Raw genomic sequence first — 20,623 nt, 5'->3', positions numbered from 1 at the left:
CAGTAACCTGATGGAGATGTCACTGTAATGTCTCGGGATGACCGCGAACCTATCGGGCGCAAACGTAGTGCGTCACGACACACTCCCCCTCGCAAGCAAGCGACGCGTCGCCGCAGGGATGATGACTACGACGACGATTATGAAGAAGAGTACGAAGAAGACTATGACGACGATGAGGACGACGAGGAAGAAGTCATGAGCAAGCGGCCGCGGAAGAAACGCCGCTGGCTGGGGTTGCTGATCCGGCTATTCCTGATTTTTGTGGTGGTGATGTCGATTTATGGCGTTTACCTCGACGGAGAAATTCGCAGTCGTATCGACGGCAAAGTGTGGCAACTGCCGGCGGCGGTGTATGGCCGTATGGTCAACCTTGAGCCGGGCATGGCCTACAGCAAGAAAGAGATGACCAATCTGCTGGAAGGCATGCAATACCGCGAAGTCAGCCGTATTACCCGGCCGGGCGAATTCACGGTACAGGCTAACGGCATTGAAATTCTGCGTCGTCCTTTCGACTTTCCGGACGGCAAAGAAGGCCAAATCCACGCCAAAATGATCTTCAGCAACGACCGGTTGTCGCAGATCCAGAACATGGACAATCAGCGCAATTTCGGTTTCTTTCGGCTCGATCCGAAACTGATCACCATGTTGCAGTCGCCGAACGGCGAGCAGCGGCTGTTTGTGCAGCGTTCCGGTTTCCCCGACCTGCTGGTGCAAACGCTGATCGCCACCGAAGACCGTCATTTCTACGAGCATGACGGCATCAGTTTCTACTCCATCGGTCGCGCGATGCTGGCCAACCTGACGGCGGGCCGGGCGGTGCAGGGCGGCAGTACGCTGACCCAGCAGCTGGTGAAAAACCTGTTCCTGACCAACGAGCGCTCGCTGTGGCGTAAAGCCAACGAAGCCTACATGGCGTTGATCATGGATTACCGCTACAGCAAGGATCGCATTTTGGAGCTGTATCTGAACGAGGTGTACCTCGGCCAGAGCGGCAACGATCAGATCCGCGGTTTTCCGCTCGCCAGCCTTTACTATTTCGGTCGGCCGGTCAACGAATTGAGCCTCGACCAGCAGGCGATGCTGGTGGGGATGGTGAAAGGGGCGTCGCTCTATAACCCGTGGCGCAACCCGCAGGTGACGCTGGAACGCCGTAACCTGGTGTTGAAACTGCTGCAGAACCAGCAGGTCATCGACGAAGACCTTTACAACATGCTGAGCGCCCGCCCGCTGGGGGTTCAGCCGAAAGGCGGGGTGATCAGCCCGCAGCCGGCCTTCATGCAGATGGTGCGCCAGGAGTTGCAGCAGCGGCTGGGCGACAAGGCCAACGATCTGTCCGGGGTAAAAATCTTCACCACGTTGGATCCGGTATCGCAGGATGCGGCGGAAAAAGCGGTGGAAGACGGTATTCCGGCGCTGCGCGCGGCGCGCGGTGTCAAGGATCTGGAATCGGCGATGGTGATTGCCGATCGCTTTAGCGGCGAGATTCGGGCGATGGTGGGCGGTTCCGACGCGCAGTTCGCCGGTTTCAACCGCGCCATGCAGGCGCGCCGTTCGGTCGGTTCGCTGGCGAAACCGCCGACGTATCTGACGGCGCTCAGCATGCCGGATCGCTACCGCCTCAATACCATTCTGGCGGATGAGCCGATTTCGCTCAAACAGCCGAACGGTACCGTTTGGGAGCCGAAAAACTACGATCGTGAGTTCCGTGGCCGGGTGATGCTGGTGGACGCGTTGGCGAATTCGCTCAACGTGCCGACGGTTAATCTGGGGATGGCGGTGGGGCTGGATCAGGTCAGCGATACGTTGCAGAAGCTGGGGATCCCGCAGAACCAGATTCAGGCGGTGCCGGCGATGCTGCTCGGTGCCATCAGCCTGACGCCGATGGAAGTGGCGCAGGAATACCAGACTATCGCCAGCGGCGGTAATCGCGCGTCGCTGTCTGCGCTGCGTTCGGTGATCGCCGAAGACGGTAAGGTGCTGTATCAGAGCTTCCCGCAGGCCGAACGGGCCGTGCCGTCACAGGCCGCCTATCTGACGCTGTACGGTATGCAACAGGTGGTGGAGCGCGGCACCTCGCGCTCGCTGATGGTGAAATTCGGCAATTACCACCTGGCGGGGAAAACCGGTACCACCAACGACCTGCGCGACAGCTGGTTTGCCGGCGTCGACGGCAAGGAAGTGGTGATCACCTGGGTTGGCCGCGACAACAATGGCCCGGCGAAACTGACCGGCGCCAACGGTGCGCTGACCATCTATCGCCGCTATCTGGAAAACCAGACGCCGTTGCCGCTGATGCTGACGCCGCCGGAAGGCATTACCACCATGTCGGTGGACAGCAGCGGCAACTTTATCTGTAACGGCAGCGCCGGCCGGGCATTGCCGGTGTGGACCGATAACCCGCAGGCGTTGTGTCAAGCCAGCCAGCAAGCGGTGCAACAGCCGGCCAATGCGCCGAACGGTCAGCCACAACAAAATCAGCAGGAAGGCGGCAGCGTTCCCGACTGGATCAAGCAGATGTTCGGGCAGTAAGCGCCTACCGACATTTCAATGTCATACTCACGCCCGGTTCGCCGGGCGTGCTTTTTCCCCCGCGCTATTTTTTCTGCGCCCGTATTTCATCCGCTGGCGGCTAAATTGGTTGCGGATAGCCTCGGCTTACGCCTATCATTCAATCTTTATAAGAATCATTATCGTTTTCATATTCGCCCACCGTGATAACTGGCGGGCGAACCGAATACCTTCAACGCACGAACTCATGATGCAAAACGCTATGATGCCGCCGGAGATCACCTTCCGGCTGAATGAGGTCAGCTTTTCCGTGGCTGATCGGGTACTGCTGCATCCGCTAACACTGACTTTTCCGGCGGGAAAAGTCTGCGGCTTGCTCGGTCATAACGGGTCCGGCAAATCCACCCTGTTGAAAATGCTGGGTCGCCATCAGGCGCCTTCCGGCGGCTCGGCGCTACTGGCGGAAAAACCGCTGTCGGCGTGGGGCGGCAAGGCGTTCGCCCGCCAAGTCGCCTACCTGCCGCAGCAATTGCCCGCCGCCGACGGCATGACGGTACGCGAACTGGTGGCGGTCGGCCGCTACCCGTGGCACGGCGCGCTGGGGCGTTTTGGACCGGACGACCAGCAAAAAGTGGATGACGCCATTGAACTGGTGGGGCTGTCGGCCTTTGCCCACCGGCTGGTGGACAGCCTGTCCGGTGGCGAGCGGCAACGCGCCTGGCTGGCGATGACCGTGGCGCAGGACAGCCGCTGTTTGTTGCTGGACGAACCGACGTCGGCGCTGGATATCGCTCATCAGGTGGAGGTGCTGTCGCTGATCCGCCGCATGAGCCAGCAGCGCGGTCTCACGGTGATTGCCGTGCTGCACGACATCAACATGGCGGCGCGTTACTGCGACGCGTTGGTGGCGCTGCGTCAGGGGCGGATCGTCGCGCAGGGAACGCCGCAGGCGCTGATGCAGGCGGAGGTACTGCAGGCTATTTACGGTATCCCTATGGGGGTGCTGCCTCATCCGGTCGAAGGGACGCCGGTCAGTTTTGTGTGTTGAATGAGTGCCGTATGCTGAACAAGATGATGGGTAACCCAAACGAGCCGGATGCGCTCCGGCGCCGCCTGCTGGCGGCGATGCTGGTTGCCCCGTGGTTTTCTCCTTTTGCTACCCGCGCGGCCGCGGTGGATAGCCAGCGCGTCGTGGCGCTGGAATGGCTGCCGGTAGAGTTATTGATGGCGCTGGGCGTCACGCCAATGGGCGTGGCGGATATCCACAACTACCGATTGTGGGTGCAAGCGCCGGCGTTGCCGACCAGCGTGGTGGACGTCGGCCTGCGCACCGAACCCAACCTCGAACTGCTGGCGCGGCTCAATCCCTCGCTGTTGCTTTATTCGACGGGCTATGGCCCGGCGGCGGAACAGCTGGAACGCATCGCGCCGTCGCTGGGCTTCGCGTTTAGCGACGGCAGCGGCAAGCCGTTGCAGGTCGCCAGACAGTCGCTGGCGACGCTGGCGGAACGCCTGGAGATGAACGCCGCCGCTGAACGCCATCTGGCGGCATTCGATCAGTTTATGGCGGAAGCCCGCGTCAGATTGCGGCCCTATACCCGGCGTCCGCTGTTGCTGTTTTCGGTGCTGGATGAGCGTCATGTGCTGGTGGTGGGAAAAAACAGCCTGTTTCAGGACGTGCTGGATCAGCTTGGCATCGAAAATGCCTGGCAGGGCAGTACCAACTTCTGGGGCAGTACGGTGGTTGGCATGGAACAACTGGCGTCCGTCGGCCATGCCAATGCCATTTGTTTCGAGCACGGTAACGAGGGGTTGATGTCGCGGGTCAGCGCTAATCCTGTCTGGCAGTCGTTGCCGTTTGTTCGTGACCGGCGCTGGCAGCGTTCCGAAACCGTCTGGCTGTATGGCGCGACCCTGTCGGCGATGCGTTTCTGCCGGTTGCTGGACACGGCGATGGAGCGGATAACATGACCGCGGAGAGCGCCGTGACGATGCCAACACAGCGTACGTCAAGATCCGGTTTGCTGACGGGCGGGGTAGTGGCGGCGCTGTCGCTGCTGGTCGTGCTGATGGCGTTTTATAACCTGCAACAACAGTTGCCGCTGGCGTTGTGGTGGCAGGGCGCGCTGTCGCCCGACGTTGCCGACCTGCGTCAGTTGCTGTTCCATTACAGCCTGCTGCCGCGCCTGACGCTGGCGTTGCTGATCGGCGCCGGGCTGGGGCTGGTGGGCGTGCTGTTCCAGCAGGTGCTGCGTAATCCGCTGGCGGAGCCGTCAACGCTCGGGGTGGCGAGCGGCGCGCAACTGGGCCTGACGGTAGCGACGCTGTGGGCGTTGCCCGGCGGCTGGCTGACGTCGCAACTGGCGGCGATGGCGGGTGCGTTGCTGGTCGGTGCGCTGGTGTTTGGCGTGGCCTGGGGCAAGCGTCTGTCGCCGGTCACGCTGATTCTGGCCGGGCTGGTGCTGAGTTTGTATTGCAGCGCCGTCAGTCAGTTGCTGGCGCTGTTTCACTACGAGCAATTGACCAACCTGTTTTTGTGGAGCAGCGGTTCGCTTAACCAGCAAGACTGGCGCAGTGTCGTGTGGGTGCTGCCGGTACTGATTATTGGCGTCGTGTTGACGGCATTGCTGGCGCGCCCGCTGATGTTGCTGGGGCTGGATGACGGCGTCGCCCGCAATCTGGGTCTGGGGCTATCGACGGCCCGCATTGGCACGTTGCTGCTGGCGATTTTTCTCAGCGCACAGTGGGTCAACGCCGCCGGTATCATCGGGTTTATCGGTCTGTTTGCGCCGTTGATGGCGAAAATGCTGGGCGCGCGCCGGCTGGGACAGCGGCTGTGGCTGTCGCCGTTGCTGGGCGCATTGCTGCTGACGCTGACCGATCAGCTACTGCTGTGGCTGGCGGGCGTCTGGCGCGAGGTGCCGACCGGCGCCGCCACTGCGCTGGTTGGCGCGCCATTATTGCTGTGGTTGTTGCCGCGCCTACGCTCCACCGCGCCGCCGGTATTGCAGGAAGGGCAGAAGGCGTTAACCGAACGTGCCAACTGGGGCGGATGGTGGCTGGCCGGTTTCATACTGCTGCTGGCGACGACGACGGTCGCGCTGTGCCTGGGGCGTGAGCCTGCCGGCTGGTACTGGGCGAGCGGTCAGGATTTGGCGGCGCTGTCGCCCTGGCGCTGGCCGCGCGTGACGGCGGCGCTGAGCGCCGGGGTCATGCTGGCCGTGGCCGGCAGCCTGATTCAGCGTCTGACCGGCAACCCGATGGGCAGCCCGGAAGTGTTGGGGATCAGCGCCGGCGCGGCGTTTGGCGTGGTGGCGCTGCTGTTTCTGGTTTCCGGCGACGCGATGGCGTGGATGCTGCCGGCCGGTACGTTAGGGGCGGCGATCACGCTGTTGTTGATCATGGTGGTGGCCGGGCGCGGCGGTTTTTCGACGCAACGTATGCTGCTGGTGGGGATTGCGCTGGGCACTGCGTTTACCACCTTGATCAGCTTGTTGCTGGCCAGCGGCGATCCGCGCGGCGGGCGCCTGCTGACCTGGTTGTCCGGCTCGACTTATCAGGTGACCGCTACGCAGGCGTTCACCTCTGTAGCGGTGGCGCTGCTGGCGTTATTGGTGGTGCCGCTGTGCCAGCGTTGGCTGCGCATGCTGCCGTTGGGCGTGACCACGACCCGATCGCTGGGCGTGCCGGTGACGCCGGTCCGGCTGCTGATTCTGCTGCTGGCCGCGGTATTGACGGCGGTGGCGACCATGACGGTGGGGCCGATGAGCTTTGTCGGGCTGATGGCACCGCACATGGCGCGTATGCTGGGGTTTAATCGCGTGATCCCGCAGTTGGCCTGCTCGGCGCTGGTCGGCGGTGGTTTGATGGTACTGGCGGATTGGTTCGGTCGGATGCTGCTGTTTCCAAACCAGATTCCTGCCGGTTTGCTGGCGACCTTCATCGGCGCGCCGTATTTTATCTGGCTGCTGCGCCGTCAGGCGAGGTAACGCGGGAAGGAATATCCGGTGGGACAGCGCCCCACCGGCACAGGGCTGGCTTACAGTTTGGCGAAGCAGCGGCGGGCGGCGTCAACGGTATGTTCAATATCTTGCTGGCTGTGCGCCAGCGACATGAAACCCGCCTCGAACGCCGACGGCGCCAGATAGACGCCTTCCTCCAGCATCATATGGAAGAAACGTTTGAACCGTTCCACATCACACTTCAGCACATCCTGATAGCAGGTCACCCGATCGGCATCGGTAAAGAAAATCCCGAACATCGCGCCGACATGGTTCACCACCAGCGGGATCTGCTGGGTTTTCGCCGCCGCCAGCAGGCCTTCCGCCAGTTGGGTGGTCAGCTCGGCCAATTTCTGGTGGACGCCGGGCTTGGCGACTTCGCTCAGGCAGGCGAAACCGGCGGCCATGGCAATCGGGTTGCCGGACAGCGTTCCCGCCTGATACACCGGACCGGTCGGCGCCAGCGCTTCCATCACGTCGCGGCGGCCGCCAAACGCGCCCACCGGCATCCCGCCGCCGATAATCTTGCCGAGGCAGGTGAGGTCGGGGCGCACGCCGTAGTGCGCCTGCGCGCCGCCCAGCGCCACGCGAAAGCCGGTCATCACTTCATCGATGATCAGCAACGCGCCGAATTCGTCGCACAGCGCGCGCAGCCCCGGCAGGAACGCCGGCTGCGGCGGAATGCAGTTCATGTTGCCCGCTACCGGTTCGACGATAATCGCGGCGATGTCTTGCGGATACTGTTCGAATGCGGCGCGTACCGAAGTCAGATCATTGTAGGTGCAGGTCAGGGTATGGCGGGCGAAATCGGCCGGCACGCCGGGAGAATTGGGTTGCCCCAGCGTCAGCGCGCCGGAACCCGCTTTCACCAGCAGACAGTCGGCGTGGCCGTGATAGCAGCCTTCGAATTTGATGATTTTGTCGCGGCCGGTGAAGCCGCGCGCCAGACGGATGGCGCTCATGGTGGCTTCGGTGCCGGAGTTAACCATACGCACCATCTCCATGCCCGGCACCAGCGAGGTAACCAACTGCGCCATCTTCACTTCCATCTCGGTGGGGGCGCCGAAGCTCAGACCGCGCTCTGCGGCGTCGATCACCGCCTGACGAATGGCGGGATGGTTGTGGCCGAGAATCATCGGCCCCCAGGAGCCTACGTAATCGATATAAGATTTGCCGTCCGCGTCATAGAGTCTGGCACCTTCCGCCCGTTCGATGAACAGCGGCACGCCGCCTACGCCGTTAAACGCGCGCACCGGCGAGTTGACCCCTCCGGGAATCAGTTGGCGGGCGGCGGCATACAGACTTTCAGATTTATTCATTACGGCTTCCTGATTGGATTTGCATAGCGAGTGGCGTCCATTCTAATCATCTGATCCGCGTTATGAAATCGTCAGACACATTTTAGGCTGTGGCAGCCGGGATTGAAGCTGGGCAAGTCAGCGGCGATGGGACTAGAATAGTCGCCTTGTCCGTTATGTTAACCCTGATATTGTTGTCATGCCTTCTTCCTTTTCTCTACCGGCTGCGGTACGCAGCGCCGCTATCCGACAACTTGTCCGCCGTGACAAAACACCGGCCTACATATTGGTGATGGCCGCGTTGACCGGTACGCTGGTCGGCTTGATCGGCGTGGGGTTCAGTCAGGCAGCGAATGCGGTGCAGCACTGGCGGCTGGCGTTGTTGTCGTCTCAGTCGGGAAGCGGCTGGGTGTGGCCGTTGAGTATCCTGATATCGGCCGGGTTGGCGATGGTCGGTTACTGGCTGGTGCGACGGTTCGCGCCGGAAGCCGGTGGTTCCGGTATTCCTGAAATCGAAGGCGCGCTGGAGGATTTGCGTCCGGTGCGCTGGTGGCGGGTGCTGCCGGTGAAATTTTTTGGCGGCATGGGGACGCTGGGCGCGGGCATGGTGCTGGGGCGGGAAGGTCCGACGGTGCAGCTGGGCGGAAACGTCGGCGGCATGGTGGCGGATCTGTTCCCGGTACGCAAACCGGAAGTGCGCCATTCGCTGCTGGCGACCGGCGCCGCCGCCGGGTTGACGGCGGCGTTCAACGCGCCGCTGGCGGGAATTCTGTTCATCATTGAAGAGATGCGCCCACAGTTTCGCTACAACCTGATTTCCATCAAAGCGGTGTTTATCGGCGTCATCATGGCCAGTGTGGTTTACCGATGGCTGGAGGGGGAGCAGGCGGTCATCGATGTGGGGCAGTTGCCGTCCGCGCCGGTCGGCACGCTGTGGCTGTATTTGCTGCTTGGCATTTTGTTCGGCGCGGTAGGGGTATTGTTCAATGCGCTGGTGTTGGGGGCGCAGGCGCGTTTCCTGCGTTTTCACGGCCATTCCATGCCGCGTTTTTTGCTGGTCGGGCTGGTGGCCGGCGGGGTGTCCGGCCTGTTGACGCCGGCGTTCAGCGACGCGACCGGCGGCGGTTTTTCGCTGATTCCGGTGGCGGCGGCGGAGCATTATGGCGTGGGGATGCTGCTGACGATTTTTCTGGCTCGGGTCGGCATGACGTTACTTTGCTTCTGCTCCGGCGCGCCGGGGGGCATTTTTGCGCCGATGCTGTCGCTGGGTACGTTGCTGGGCGCGGCGTTCGGCATGGTGTGCGCGCATCTGTTTCCTGCCTGGGAATTGGGCGCCGGCACGTTTGCCGTGGCGGGGATGGGCGCGTTGTTCGCCGCGTCGGTCCGCGCGCCGTTGACCGGCATTGTACTGGTGCTGGAGATGACCGATAACTACCAATTGATTTTGCCGATGATCATCACCTGCCTCGGCGCTACGCTGGTGGCGCAGTTCCTCGGCGGCAAGCCGCTCTATTCCTGTATTCTGGCGCGCACGCTGGCGCGTCAGGCGCAGCAGACGTCATCCGCCGCCGTGCCGATAGACGGCATCAAATCTTGAACGTTGCCGGGGGCTGTTGGATAATAAAACGATAACGAGGGCTGTTGAATACCGCCCGATATTGGATTGGGAGTAAAAAAATGAGCGATGATATAGCACTGCCCCTGCAGTTTACGGATGCGGCGGCTAACAAGGTGAAACTCCTGATTGCTGATGAAGATAATCCGGAACTGAAACTTCGGGTTTACATCACTGGCGGCGGCTGTAGCGGCTTCCAGTACGGTTTTACCTTTGACGATCAGGTTAACGACGGTGATATGACCATTGAAAAACAAGGGGTATCCCTGGTGGTCGATCCGATGAGTCTGCAATACCTGATCGGCGGTTCGGTGGATTACAGCGAAGGGCTGGAAGGCTCCCGTTTTGTGGTGACCAACCCGAACGCGAAAACCACCTGCGGCTGCGGTTCGTCTTTCAGCATCTGACGGCATTCTGCGTTAAGAAAAACCCGTGGCCTGACCGGCGCACGGGTTTTTTTATGTGTTGTTGACAGCGCGTCAGCGCCGCCACGCGGCCAATTGCCGACACAGTTGCTCTGCGGCTAGCATCAGCCGCGGGCCGGTGCGGCTAAACCAATCTTCGTTGACCGCTATCACCTCGGGGTTCAACTGCGGCTGCCAGAATGCCCTGACCTGCTCCGCTGCGCCGGGCGGCCCGCCGATGACGATCACCCGCGGCTGACGCCGGATGACCTGCTCGCGGCTCACCTGCGGCCAGGGCACCGGGCTGTCGGCGAACACGTTGTCGCCGCCGCATAGGCTGACTACCTGGCTTTGCAGCGTCGCCCGCGACGAGGTAAACAGCGGCTGACTGCCGAACTGCAGAAACACCGGTACCGGCGTGCTGTGCCCGTACTGCTGCGTCAGCGCCTGTTGCTGCTGGCGGAATCGCAGCGCCGCTTCCCGCGCCTGCTCCGGGTGCGGGCTGTACTGCGCCAGCATCTCCAACTGGCGCGGAATGTCGTCCAGCGTAGCCGGGTCGAGGTACAGGATATGGATGCCGAGTGACGCCAGTTGGTCCATTGGCCGCTGCGCATTTCCCTCTCGCCAGGCCAGCACCAGATCCGGTTTCAACGCCAGAATGCGTTCCAGATTGATGCCTTGCCAGGTGGCGACCTGCTCGATGCGTTCGGCTTCAGGCGGATAGTTAGACCAGGCGCTGACGCCCACCAGCCGTTCGCCCAGCCCGGCGGCGAACGCCATTTCGGTGACATGCGGCGCCAGGCTGACGACGCGCTGCGCCACCGGCTCGGCCCGGCACAGCGGCAGCCATAACAGCGTCAGCAGCCACAGGGTAGGAAAATAAACGGATTTCAATGGGCGAGTTCCAACCAACGACAGGAGAACCGGGGTTGAGCACCCCGGCTATGCGCGAGTTAGCGCTGCTGCGCCAGCGACCGCAGCATGGTTTCCACCATCCGGGTGGATTGCTGGGCGGCGGTAACCAGAAATTCGTCGAAACTGAGGTGAGACTCCTGATCCGCCACGTCAGAAATGGCGCGAACGACCACAAACGGCACGCCAAACTGATGGCAGACGTGTCCGATAGCGGTGGCTTCCATTTCCACGGCGATGGCCTGCGGGAAGGTCTGACGAATACGCGCCAGCGGCGCTTTGCCGTTGATGAAGGCATCGCCGCTTACCACCAGCCCGCGTACTGCGTTCAACTGCAACTGGCCGATGGCGTCCTGCGCCAGCGCGATCAGTTTTTCATCGACGGTAAACGCGGCCGGGCAACCCGCCATCTGGCCGGGTTCATAGCCAAATGCGGTAACGTCGGCGTCGTGGTAGCGCACCTCGTCGGACACCACGATATCGCCGACCTTGAGCGACGACGCCAGACCGCCGGCGGAACCGGTATTGATCACTACGTCCGGCTGGCAGTGTTCCAGCAGCAGCGTGGTGCCCAGCGCGGCCGATACTTTGCCGATGCCGGATTTCAGCAGCGCGATCTCCACGCCGTGCAACTGGCCGCTGTAGATCTCGCAGCCCGCGCGCTGGAAGGTCTGGCGGTTCTGGATCTGTTCTCTCAACAGCGTCACTTCTTGTTCCATTGCGCCAATAATGCCAACTTTCATAGGATTCCCCACCGATTTGTCCGAAATAACAAAAATATGCCATCTGGCAGATTACTGACAAACACCTTAATTATAGGTGAGTGGTTTTTTCTGGCGTCAAAAACTGTGCTGAGGTGGACGACTTCGCCGGGTGAGCGGCAGGGAAGCCGCGAAAGCCCGCGCCGCGCATGGAGCGCGTCACGGGCGGCCCGAACAGCGAAGTCGAATGCCGAAGGTAGCGCGTAGCGCCACAGTTTAGCCACCAGCCAGTGGTCAAGGAGAGGCGGCGTTTGAGCCTCTCCTTGTCGTGCGTGCGATGATGTTGCAAAGAAAGGGCACCGTTTATTCCGCACGAAATCATTCACTGATTCAGACAGATATCTCCGTCTATAAAAACACTCGGCTGTTTGTCAACAGTCCCTAGTCTATCACGGCTTAGGCCGAGCAGCGATTGTGCCCCCGCCGGGGACGTGCTATGACTGAGTCGGCGCCCCGCCTGTCGGCATCAACGCCCGCGGTACGACGTTCAGGCGCGTGGTTCCGCCTAATCAGGGCATTACATGGAGATCAGTATGTCTGATATCGATTTTTCGAAGAAAATCAGTTTTCAGCGGCCTTTCAGTAAACCGAAAGACAAAAAGGATGCCTATGCCATTGAGAGGGAGTTCGAAAGCGACCGCGGGCGTATCATCAATTCAGCCGCTATCCGTCGGCTACAGCAGAAAACTCAGGTCTTCCCGCTGGAGCGCAACGCCGCCGTGCGATCCCGTCTGACGCACTCGATGGAGGTGCAGCAGGTCGGGCGCTATATCGCCAAGGAAATCCTCGGGCAACTGCGCAAAAGCGGCCAACTGGGCGCGCTGGGGTTGGGAACGCTGGAAACGCCGTTTGAAAGCCTGATCGAAATGGCCTGCCTGATGCATGATATCGGCAACCCGCCGTTCGGGCATTTCGGCGAGGCGGCGATCAATAACTGGTTTAGCCAGCGACTGGCGCCGGAAGGTAAACCGCCGGGCGCCGGCGAGGATCCCTGTCAGGTGGCCTGTCTGCGGCTGGATGACGAGGGGGAGGCGGAACTGAATGCGCTGCGCAGCCGTATCCGCCATGATCTGAGCAATTTCGAAGGTAATGCCCAGGCGATCCGATTGGTGCATTCGCTGCTGAAACTCAATCTGACCTATGCCCAGGTCGGCTGCATTTTGAAATACACCAAACCGGCTTACTGGGCGCAGCCCATTCCGCACGAGTACAGCTACCTGATGAAAAAAGCCGGCTTTTACCTGTCGGAAGAGACGTTTGTCCGGCAATTGCGCAGCGAGCTGGAGATGGGCGAGTTTCACCGTCATCCGCTGACCTACATCATGGAAGCGGCGGATGATATCTCCTACTGCATCGCCGATCTGGAAGATGCGGTGGAGAAGAAGATCGTGACTTACCAGCAACTGTACGAGCGGCTTGAGGATGCCTGGGGAACGCGGGCGGAGAAGGACGTTTTCAGCCGCACTATCGAACGGGCGTATACCGAACGGCAGCATATGCAAGGGCGCAGCGAGAGTGACCAGTTTTTCATGAAACTGCGCGTGAACACCGTCAACACCATGGTGGGATACGTGACGCGGCGTTTTATTGAGCACTTGCCGGCGATTTATGACGGTAGCTTCAACCGTTCGCTGCTGGAAGAAGACAAGGACGACTACGGGCGATTATTAAAGATCTTTAAAGATGTCGCCAGAAAGTTCGTGTTTAATCACCATGAAGTTGAACAACTGGAGCTGCAGGGCGATCGCATAATCAGCGGCCTGCTGGAGATCTACAGCCCGTTGCTGAACATGCCGTACCACGATTTTTGCCAGTTGGTGAATGACGATACCCACAAGCGTTATCCGATCGAAACCCGGTTGTACCACAAACTCTCCAGCAAGCATTGCCACGCCTACCGCGAGGCGACTTGTGCCTTACCGGCATTACCCGCCGCCGAACAGGAGGTGTGGGAGTATTACTACCGCGCCCGGTTGATTCTCGATTACATCAGCGGTATGACCGATTTATACGCCTATGATGAATACCGCCGGCTGATGGCGGTGGATTGAATGCGGTTGTCGAGAAGGGAATATGTTTTGTAAATATGGTCAATATTTCCTTACTCTTCACCACCTTGCACAGAACGTGCGCTGCTGCGCATAGTGATTTCATTCCACCTGATCGCTGAACGCAGCCGTCAGAGTTCGCACGTTGACTGAATGTGAGACATATCGCTATGAAAAGAAAATCATTGATGCTGAGTGCGTTGGCGTTGAGTCTGGCGATGGCCGTGGGCACGTTGCCTGGCACCGCCGCCGCCGCAGAGTCGGTGTCTGCGTCCGGCGCGCAGATGCCCAGCCTGGCGCCGATGCTGGAAAAGGTGATGCCGTCGGTGGTCAATATTTCGGTTGAAGGTCATACCACCGCCAGTCGTGGCGCCAGCGTACCGCCGCAAATGCAGCCTTTCTTCGGCGAAAACTCGCCTTTCTGTCAGGAAGGATCGCCTTTCCAGTCTTCACCGATGTGTCAGGGCGAAGGCGACGATGACGAGGGCGATGGCGAGGGGGAAGCTGCGCCGCAGCAGGCATTCCAGGCGTTGGGGGCCGGGGTCGTGATCAACGCGGCCAAAGGGTATGTGGTGACCAACAACCACGTAGTGGAAAACGCCGACAAGATTCAGGTGCGTCTCAATGACGGACGTAAGTTCGACGCCAAGGTCATCGGCAAGGATCCGCGCTCGGATGTGGCGCTGATCCAATTGAAGGATTTCCGTAACCTGACCGAGATTAAGATGGCGGATTCCGATCAACTGCGCGTGGGGGATTACGCGGTGGCGATCGGCAACCCTTATGGTCTGGGGGAAACCGCCACCTCCGGGATTATCTCCGCGCTGGGTCGCAGCGGGCTGAACATTGAAAACTATGAAGACTTTATCCAGACCGACGCCGCCATCAACCGCGGCAACTCCGGCGGCGCGCTGGTCAACCTGAATGGCGAGCTGATTGGCCTGAATACCGCGATCCTGGCGCCGGGCGGCGGCAACATCGGCATCGGTTTCGCTATTCCCAGTAATATCGTGAAAAACCTGGTCAGCCAGATTGTCGAATACGGTGAGGTCAAACGCGGCGAACTGGGGATTTTGGGCACCGAGCTGAATTCCGATATCGCTAAAGCCATGAAAGTGGATGCCCAGCGCGGGGCTTTCGTCAGCCAGGTGCAGCCGGATTCCGCCGCCGCCAGAGCCGGTATCAAGGCCGGTGATGTTATTGTGTCGATGAACGGCAAGCCCATCAGCAGTTTCTCCGCGCTGCGCGCCCAAATCGGTTCGTTGCCGGTGGGCAGCAAGCTGACACTGGGGCTGATTCGCGAAGGGAAACCGGTGACGGTGGAGGTAACCCTGCAACAGAGCACGCAATCGCAGGTGGCGTCTGGTAACCTGAATTCCGCGATCGAAGGGGCTGAGTTGAGCAATACCCAGGTTAACGGTCAGAAAGGTATCAAGGTTGATAAGGTGAAACCGGATTCTGCGGCGGCGAAAATCGGCCTGAAACCGGATGATGTCATCCTCGGCGTGAACCAGCAGCCGGTAGAAAATATTGGCGAACTGCGCAAAATCATCGACAGTAAACCACCGGTATTGGCGCTGAGCATCCGACGCGGCAACAGCGATCTCTACCTGTTGATTCAATAACCTGACGCTGTTGATTCAATCACTTGTCTATGGGCATGGCCGGGCGCGCTGACACCCGGTCATGTCATTTCCCGCCTGTTTTGTGAGTTCTTCCACAGATTCTGTGTGATTCCCCGGTTTTTGTTCGTTTGCACAATGTATGACGCGATACCCGGCGTTATGCTGGTGCGGTTGTCTCTATCCCTTGAGGTTGAAATGGCGTCATACCACCTGAATAACAAACTGGCACAGGAGATCGTCGCACGTACCATGAAAATCATTGATAGTAATATCAATGTGATGGACGCGCGTGGGCGGATTATCGGCAGCGGCGATCGGGAGCGTATTGGGGAATTGCATGAAGGCGCGCTGCTGGTGCTGTCGCAGGGACGGGTGGTGGACATTGATGACGCGGTGGCGCGCCATCTGCACGGCGTCCGGCCGGGCATCAACCTGCCGTTGAAGATCGACGGCGAAATCGTCGGCGTGATTGGCCTGACCGGCAACCCCGGTCAGTTGCGCCAGTACGGCGAACTGGTGTGCATGACGGCCGAGATGATGCTGGAGCAGGCGCGATTGCTGCACATGCTGGCGCAGGACAGTCGTTTGCGGGAAGAGCTGGTGCTGAACCTGATCCGTACCGATGATCTGTCGCCGGCGCTGATGGAATGGGCGCAGCGCCTCGGCATCGACCTCAATCAGCCGCGTGTGGCGGCGGTGGTGGAGGTCGACAGCGGTCAACTGGGGGTGGACAGCGCCATGGCCGAGCTACAGCAGTTGCAGACGTTGCTGACGACGCCGGAGCGCAACAATCTGATTGCGATAGTCTCGCTGACCGAGATGGTGGTGCTGAAACCCGCATTGAACAACCACGGCCGCTGGGATGCGGAGGAGCACCGTCGCCGTGTCGACACGCTGCTGTCGCGTATGGAAGAGAGCAGCCGGCTGCGGGTGCGGGTGGCGCTGGGCAACTATTTCACCGGCCCCGGCAGCATCGCACGCTCCTACCGTACCGCGCGCACCACCATGAGCGTCGGCAAACAGCGCATGCCGGCGCAGCGCAGTTATTTCTATCAGGATCTGATGCTGCCGGTACTGCTCGATAGCCTGCGCGGCGGCTGGCAGGCTAACGAACTGGTGCGCCCGTTGGCCAGACTGAAGGCGATGGACAGCAATGGTCTGCTGCGTCGTACCCTTAACGCCTGGTTTCGCAACAATGTGCAGCCGGGGGCGACAGCCAAGGCGTTGTTTGTGCATCGCAATACGCTGGAATACCGGTTAAACCGCATATCCGAACTGACCGGACTGGATTTGGGCAACTTTGACGATCGGTTGTTGCTGTACGTTGCGCTGCAGCTGGATGAAGAACAGTAATTCCGATGTTGATGGCGACGAGAAGCGGCAGGCCTGCCGCTTACCTTAGATTCAAATGCACTGTTAAGCCGTCAATAATATAACCCGAGAGTATAAATTATCTCGAAACAGTATTTTTTCCCTCCCGCCTTATCCACTATTGTCCCTTCCACAGATAAAACCGGATACAGTTGTGCTGTTTAGCCGCTGTTCCGGTTGCATGATGACAGGCCGCCGGACTCTGGGGCTCTTTTGATCGCCCGTGCAGGCCTTTTGATCGCTCGCGCAGGCAACGGGCAGACTTTGAGGGGAGTAATAATAATGTCAATGCGTCGTTTGGGATGGTCGCTGGCTACTGCCGCGTTGTTATTTTCCGGTATGGCTTCGGCTGCCACGGAATTGTTGAATGTGTCCTATGACCCGACCCGCGAATTTTATCAGCAATATAACGCGGCGTTTATCAAACACTGGAAAGAAACCACCGGCGAAACCATTTCGGTTAAAAACTCTCACGGCGGCTCCGGCAAGCAAGCGCGCTCTGTCATCGACGGGCTGCAGGCGGATGTCGTGACGCTGGCGCTGGCGGGCGATATCGATGCGCTCAATCTCAATCAGCCGCTGATCGACCCGAAATGGCAGGCGCGTCTGCCGGATAACAGCACGCCTTATACGTCCACCATTGTGTTTCTGGTGCGTAAAGGCAACCCGAAACATATCAAAGACTGGGATGACCTGATTAAACCGGACGTACAGGTGATCACGCCGAACCCGAAAACCTCCGGCGGCGCGCGCTGGAATTTCCTGGCGGCCTGGGCTTATGCCAGGCATTTGCCGGGCGGAAGCGATGAAAGCGCGCAGAAATTCGTGACCGAGCTCTACAAACATGCGCCGGTGCTGGATACCGGTGCGCGCGGCGCGACCATCAGTTTCGTTCAGCGTCAGTTGGGCGACGTGCTGATTGCCTGGGAAAACGAGGCCTATCTGTCGCTGAAGGAGCAGGGCGGCGACCAGCTGGAAATTGTTACGCCATCGCTGTCCATTCTTGCGGAGCCGCCGGTAGCGGTGGTCGACAAAGTAGTGGAGCGCAAGGGAACACGCAAACAGGCGGAAGCTTATCTGAACTATCTCTACAGTGACGAAGGGCAGCGTATCATCGCGCAAAACTTTTATCGTCCGCGCAATGCTAAAATCGCCGAAGAGTTTAAATCTCAGTTTGCGCCGGTGAAGCTGGTGACGATCGATGGCGAGTTTGGCGGCTGGAAAAGCGCACAGCCCAAATTCTTCGATGACGGCGGGGTGTTCGACGCTATCTTCAAACAGATTAATAAATAAGTTGTATTCTGACCGTCAAAACCGCCTCCATCGGGCGGTTTTGCCACGTTGGTTGCCTGAGTCGGCAATCCGTGTTTCATCATTGAAAGGCTTGTTATGTCGCGACGTATTTCACCGGTCATTCCCGGATTTGGTCTGACGCTGGGCTTTAGCCTTACCTATCTGGGGCTGCTTGTCTTGATCCCGCTGGCGGCGATGTTTCTGTACGCCAGCCAGCTGACGCTGACCCAGTTCTGGGAACTGATCACCAGTCGCCAGGTACTGTTTTCCCTGCAATTATCCTTTGGTTCCGCGCTGACGGCGGCATTCGTCAACGGCGTGCTGGGGACGCTGCTGGCCTGGGTGCTGGTGCGTTATACCTTTCCCGGCAGGAAGATTATCGACGCGATGATCGATATGCCGTTTGCCTTGCCTACCGCCGTGGCGGGGATTGCGCTGACGTCGCTGTATGCGCCGAATGGGCTGATTGGTTCGCTGTTTCCTTTCCGTATCGCCTACACGGGGATTGGCATCACGCTGGCGCTGATTTTTGTCACCCTGCCGTTTGTGGTGCGCACGCTGCAGCCGGTGTTGGCTGATTTTCCCAAAGAAGTGGAAGAAGCTTCCGCCTGTCTGGGCGCCAGCCCGTGGCAGACCTTTCGCCATGTCCTGCTGCCGGCCATTCTGCCCGCCTGGCTTACCGGTTTTGCGCTGGCGTTCGCCCGTGGCGTGGGGGAGTATGGTTCGGTGGTATTTATTGCCGGCAACATCCCGTTCAAGACGGAAATTCTGCCGCTGCTGATTGTTTCAAAACTGGACCAGTACGATTACAAGGGTGCGACCGGTATCGGCGTGTTCATGCTGGTGGTCTCTTTCATCATGCTGTTGCTGATTAACCTGTTGCAACGGCGTATTCAATCGAAGTTATAAAGGATGAGCATGGATCACAGTATTTCCGAGCCTGTGGCGGTGCGTCCGTCCTCCGTTAAACGCCCGGTTGCCTTTTATGTGCTCACCACGCTGGCGTGGGCGGTGTTCTTATTGATTCTGGTATTGCCGCTGATCATGGTGGTGACCCAGGGATTGCATAACGGCATTGGCGCATTCTGGAATGCGATCACCGAACCGGATGCAGTGTCCGCGCTCAAGCTGACGCTACTGGCGACGGTTATTTCAGTGCCGCTGAATATGGTATTCGGGCTGGCGATCGCCTGGTGCGTGACCAAGTTTGAATTCCGCGGTAAATCGCTGCTTCTGGCATTACTGGACTTGCCGTTCTCTGTGTCGCCGGTGGTAACCGGCCTGATGTATGTGTTGCTGTTTGGTGCCCAGAGCAAGCTGTATCCGTTCCTTACCGAACATAATCTGGAAATCGTCTATGCCGTACCCGGCATCGTGCTGGCGACCATGTTTGTCACCTTGCCGTATGTGGCGCGTGAACTGATTCCGCTGATGGAGCAACAGGGCAGCCAGGAAGAAGAGGCGGCCAGATTGCTGGGCGCGAACGGCTGGCAGATGTTCTGGCACATCACATTGCCGAATGTGAAATGGGCGCTGATTTACGGCGTGGTGTTGTGCACCGCCCGCGCGATGGGCGAGTTTGGCGCCGTGTCGGTGGTGTCCGGTCATATTCGTGGTCTGACCAATACCTTGCCGCTGCATATTGAGATTCTTTACAACGAATACAACATCGTCGCTGCGTTCAGCGTGGCGATTCTGCTGCTGGTGATGTCGCTGGTGGTGCTGTTGCTGCGCCAGTGGAGCGAAGCGCATTTGTCGAAACAACAAGAGAAACAACAGGAGCTGGCCGGTAATGAGCATTGAGGTTCACAACGTTAACAAACAGTTTGGTCAGTTCCGGGCCCTCAATCAGATCAATTTATCGATCCAGAGCGGTGAGCTGGTGGCGCTGCTGGGGCCGTCCGGCTGCGGCAAAACCACGCTGTTGCGCATTATCGCCGGTCTGGAAACGCCGGACAGCGGCAGTATCGTCTTCCACGGCGAAGATGTGTCGGGGCATGATGTGCGCGATCGTCATGTCGGCTTTGTTTTCCAGCACTATGCGCTGTTCCGGCATATGACGGTGTTCGATAACGTGGCGTTCGGGCTACGCATGAAACCCAAAGCGATACGGCCGTCAAAGCGGGATATCGAAAAAAAGGTGCGCGAATTGCTGAACATGGTGCAACTGGAGTGGCTGGCGGATCGCTACCCGGAGCAGTTATCCGGTGGTCAGCGCCAGCGTATCGCGCTGGCGCGGGCGCTAATTGTGGAGCCGCGCATTCTGCTGCTGGACGAACCGTTCGGCGCGCTGGACGCCAAGGTGCGTAAGGAACTGCGCCGCTGGCTGTCGCGCCTGCATGAAGACATTAATCTGACGTCGGTGTTTGTCACCCATGATCAGGAAGAAGCGATGGAAGTGGCGGACCGCATCGTATTGATGAACAAAGGCGTCATCGAGCAGATCGGTACGCCTGATGAGGTATATAACCGCCCGGCCACCGAGTTTGTCTATAACTTCCTGGGGGACAGCAATCGATTGAAACTGGCCGGCCATGATCAGACTATTCAGTTCCGCCCGCACGAGGTGACGCTGTCGAAACAGACGCAGGCTGACTTCCAGCCGGTGGTGGTCAAGGATATCCGCCCGCTGGGCGCGTTGACGCGGCTGGTGCTGAAGGTTGATGGCAACAATGAACTGATCGAAGCGGAAGTGGCGCATGATGACGAGGTGTTGACCGGGTTGCATCGCGGCGATGTGGTGCAATTCAAGCCGAAACGCTATAACCACGATTGGGAAATCTGACC

General features: G+C 59.6%; 16 protein-coding genes. 13 read left to right on the top strand and 3 right to left on the bottom strand.

Features of this window, described 5'->3' with window-relative positions; genetic code table 11:
• Nucleotides 1-27: 27 nt before the first annotated feature.
• From mrcB to fhuB, 4 genes are all read left to right on the top strand, one after another.
• The gene (gene mrcB, locus DDA898_RS16090; RefSeq protein ID WP_013319040.1) at nucleotides 28-2,529 is read left to right on the top strand and encodes a bifunctional glycosyl transferase/transpeptidase; all 2,502 of its coding nucleotides are present in this window, start codon (nucleotides 28-30) and stop codon (nucleotides 2,527-2,529) included.
• A 229-nt stretch (nucleotides 2,530-2,758) separates the two neighbouring features.
• A complete protein-coding gene (gene fhuC, locus DDA898_RS16085) occupies nucleotides 2,759-3,556 on the top strand; it encodes a Fe3+-hydroxamate ABC transporter ATP-binding protein FhuC (RefSeq protein WP_038912614.1) in 798 nt (265 codons plus the stop codon).
• Nucleotides 3,557-3,567: 11 nt separating this feature from the next.
• Nucleotides 3,568-4,479 carry a Fe(3+)-hydroxamate ABC transporter substrate-binding protein FhuD gene (gene fhuD, locus DDA898_RS16080; RefSeq protein ID WP_038911717.1) on the top strand — a complete coding sequence of 304 codons (912 nt, stop codon included), beginning with the start codon at nucleotides 3,568-3,570 and terminating at the stop codon, nucleotides 4,477-4,479.
• Nucleotides 4,480-4,499: 20 nt separating this feature from the next.
• Entirely contained in the window at nucleotides 4,500-6,497 is a 1,998-nt protein-coding gene (gene fhuB, locus DDA898_RS16075) for a Fe(3+)-hydroxamate ABC transporter permease FhuB (protein ID WP_071604605.1), read from the top strand.
• A 50-nt stretch (nucleotides 6,498-6,547) separates the two neighbouring features.
• Here fhuB and hemL read toward each other — a convergent pair whose 3' ends face one another.
• Nucleotides 6,548-7,828, bottom strand: a complete 1,281-nt coding sequence (gene hemL / locus DDA898_RS16070; RefSeq protein WP_038911715.1) for a glutamate-1-semialdehyde 2,1-aminomutase — start codon at nucleotides 7,826-7,828, stop codon at nucleotides 6,548-6,550.
• 178 nt (nucleotides 7,829-8,006) lie between these two features.
• On the opposite strand from hemL, the gene clcA reads away from it, so the two are divergent.
• Nucleotides 8,007-9,404 (top strand): H(+)/Cl(-) exchange transporter ClcA, encoded by a 1,398-nt coding sequence (clcA, locus tag DDA898_RS16065; RefSeq protein WP_038911714.1) that lies wholly within the window; start codon nucleotides 8,007-8,009, stop codon nucleotides 9,402-9,404.
• 80 nt (nucleotides 9,405-9,484) lie between these two features.
• Complete coding sequence (erpA, locus tag DDA898_RS16060; RefSeq protein ID WP_013319034.1) at nucleotides 9,485-9,829, top strand: iron-sulfur cluster insertion protein ErpA; 345 nt, start codon at nucleotides 9,485-9,487, stop codon at nucleotides 9,827-9,829.
• A 72-nt stretch (nucleotides 9,830-9,901) separates the two neighbouring features.
• Here erpA and btuF read toward each other — a convergent pair whose 3' ends face one another.
• Nucleotides 9,902-10,720, bottom strand: coding sequence for a vitamin B12 ABC transporter substrate-binding protein BtuF (btuF, locus tag DDA898_RS16055; RefSeq protein ID WP_081639259.1), 819 nt, complete (start codon nucleotides 10,718-10,720; stop codon nucleotides 9,902-9,904).
• A 59-nt stretch (nucleotides 10,721-10,779) separates the two neighbouring features.
• A complete protein-coding gene (mtnN, locus tag DDA898_RS16050) occupies nucleotides 10,780-11,481 on the bottom strand; it encodes a 5'-methylthioadenosine/S-adenosylhomocysteine nucleosidase (RefSeq protein ID WP_038911713.1) in 702 nt (233 codons plus the stop codon).
• Between the two features lie 551 nt (nucleotides 11,482-12,032).
• Between mtnN and dgt the strand changes: the two genes are divergently transcribed.
• From dgt to DDA898_RS16015, 7 genes are all read left to right on the top strand, one after another.
• Entirely contained in the window at nucleotides 12,033-13,550 is a 1,518-nt protein-coding gene (gene dgt, locus DDA898_RS16045) for a dGTPase (protein WP_038912612.1), read from the top strand.
• Nucleotides 13,551-13,717: 167 nt separating this feature from the next.
• Nucleotides 13,718-15,172 carry a serine endoprotease DegP gene (degP, locus tag DDA898_RS16040; RefSeq protein WP_038901832.1) on the top strand — a complete coding sequence of 485 codons (1,455 nt, stop codon included), beginning with the start codon at nucleotides 13,718-13,720 and terminating at the stop codon, nucleotides 15,170-15,172.
• A 195-nt stretch (nucleotides 15,173-15,367) separates the two neighbouring features.
• Nucleotides 15,368-16,525 (top strand): CdaR family transcriptional regulator, encoded by a 1,158-nt coding sequence (locus DDA898_RS16035; RefSeq protein WP_038666661.1) that lies wholly within the window; start codon nucleotides 15,368-15,370, stop codon nucleotides 16,523-16,525.
• A 300-nt stretch (nucleotides 16,526-16,825) separates the two neighbouring features.
• Nucleotides 16,826-17,836, top strand: coding sequence for a sulfate ABC transporter substrate-binding protein (locus DDA898_RS16030; RefSeq protein ID WP_038911712.1), 1,011 nt, complete (start codon nucleotides 16,826-16,828; stop codon nucleotides 17,834-17,836).
• 96 nt (nucleotides 17,837-17,932) lie between these two features.
• Nucleotides 17,933-18,745: a sulfate ABC transporter permease subunit CysT gene (gene cysT, locus DDA898_RS16025; protein WP_038911710.1), complete on the top strand. Its 813-nt coding sequence runs from the start codon at nucleotides 17,933-17,935 to the stop codon at nucleotides 18,743-18,745.
• Between the two features lie 9 nt (nucleotides 18,746-18,754).
• Nucleotides 18,755-19,639 carry a sulfate ABC transporter permease subunit CysW gene (cysW, locus tag DDA898_RS16020; protein WP_013319025.1) on the top strand — a complete coding sequence of 295 codons (885 nt, stop codon included), beginning with the start codon at nucleotides 18,755-18,757 and terminating at the stop codon, nucleotides 19,637-19,639.
• Nucleotides 19,629-20,621, top strand: coding sequence for a sulfate/molybdate ABC transporter ATP-binding protein (locus tag DDA898_RS16015; RefSeq protein WP_038911709.1), 993 nt, complete (start codon nucleotides 19,629-19,631; stop codon nucleotides 20,619-20,621). Before cysW ends, DDA898_RS16015 begins: the two co-directional genes overlap by 11 nt.
• The last annotated feature ends 2 nt before the right edge of the window (nucleotides 20,622-20,623 follow it).

The sequence above is a fragment of the Dickeya dadantii NCPPB 898 genome (assembly GCF_000406145.1).
In the GTDB taxonomy this organism is placed as follows: domain Bacteria; phylum Pseudomonadota; class Gammaproteobacteria; order Enterobacterales; family Enterobacteriaceae; genus Dickeya; species Dickeya dadantii.
The sequence above is the reverse complement of the archived record's forward strand: the minus strand, read 5'-3'. Positions and strand labels throughout refer to the sequence as shown.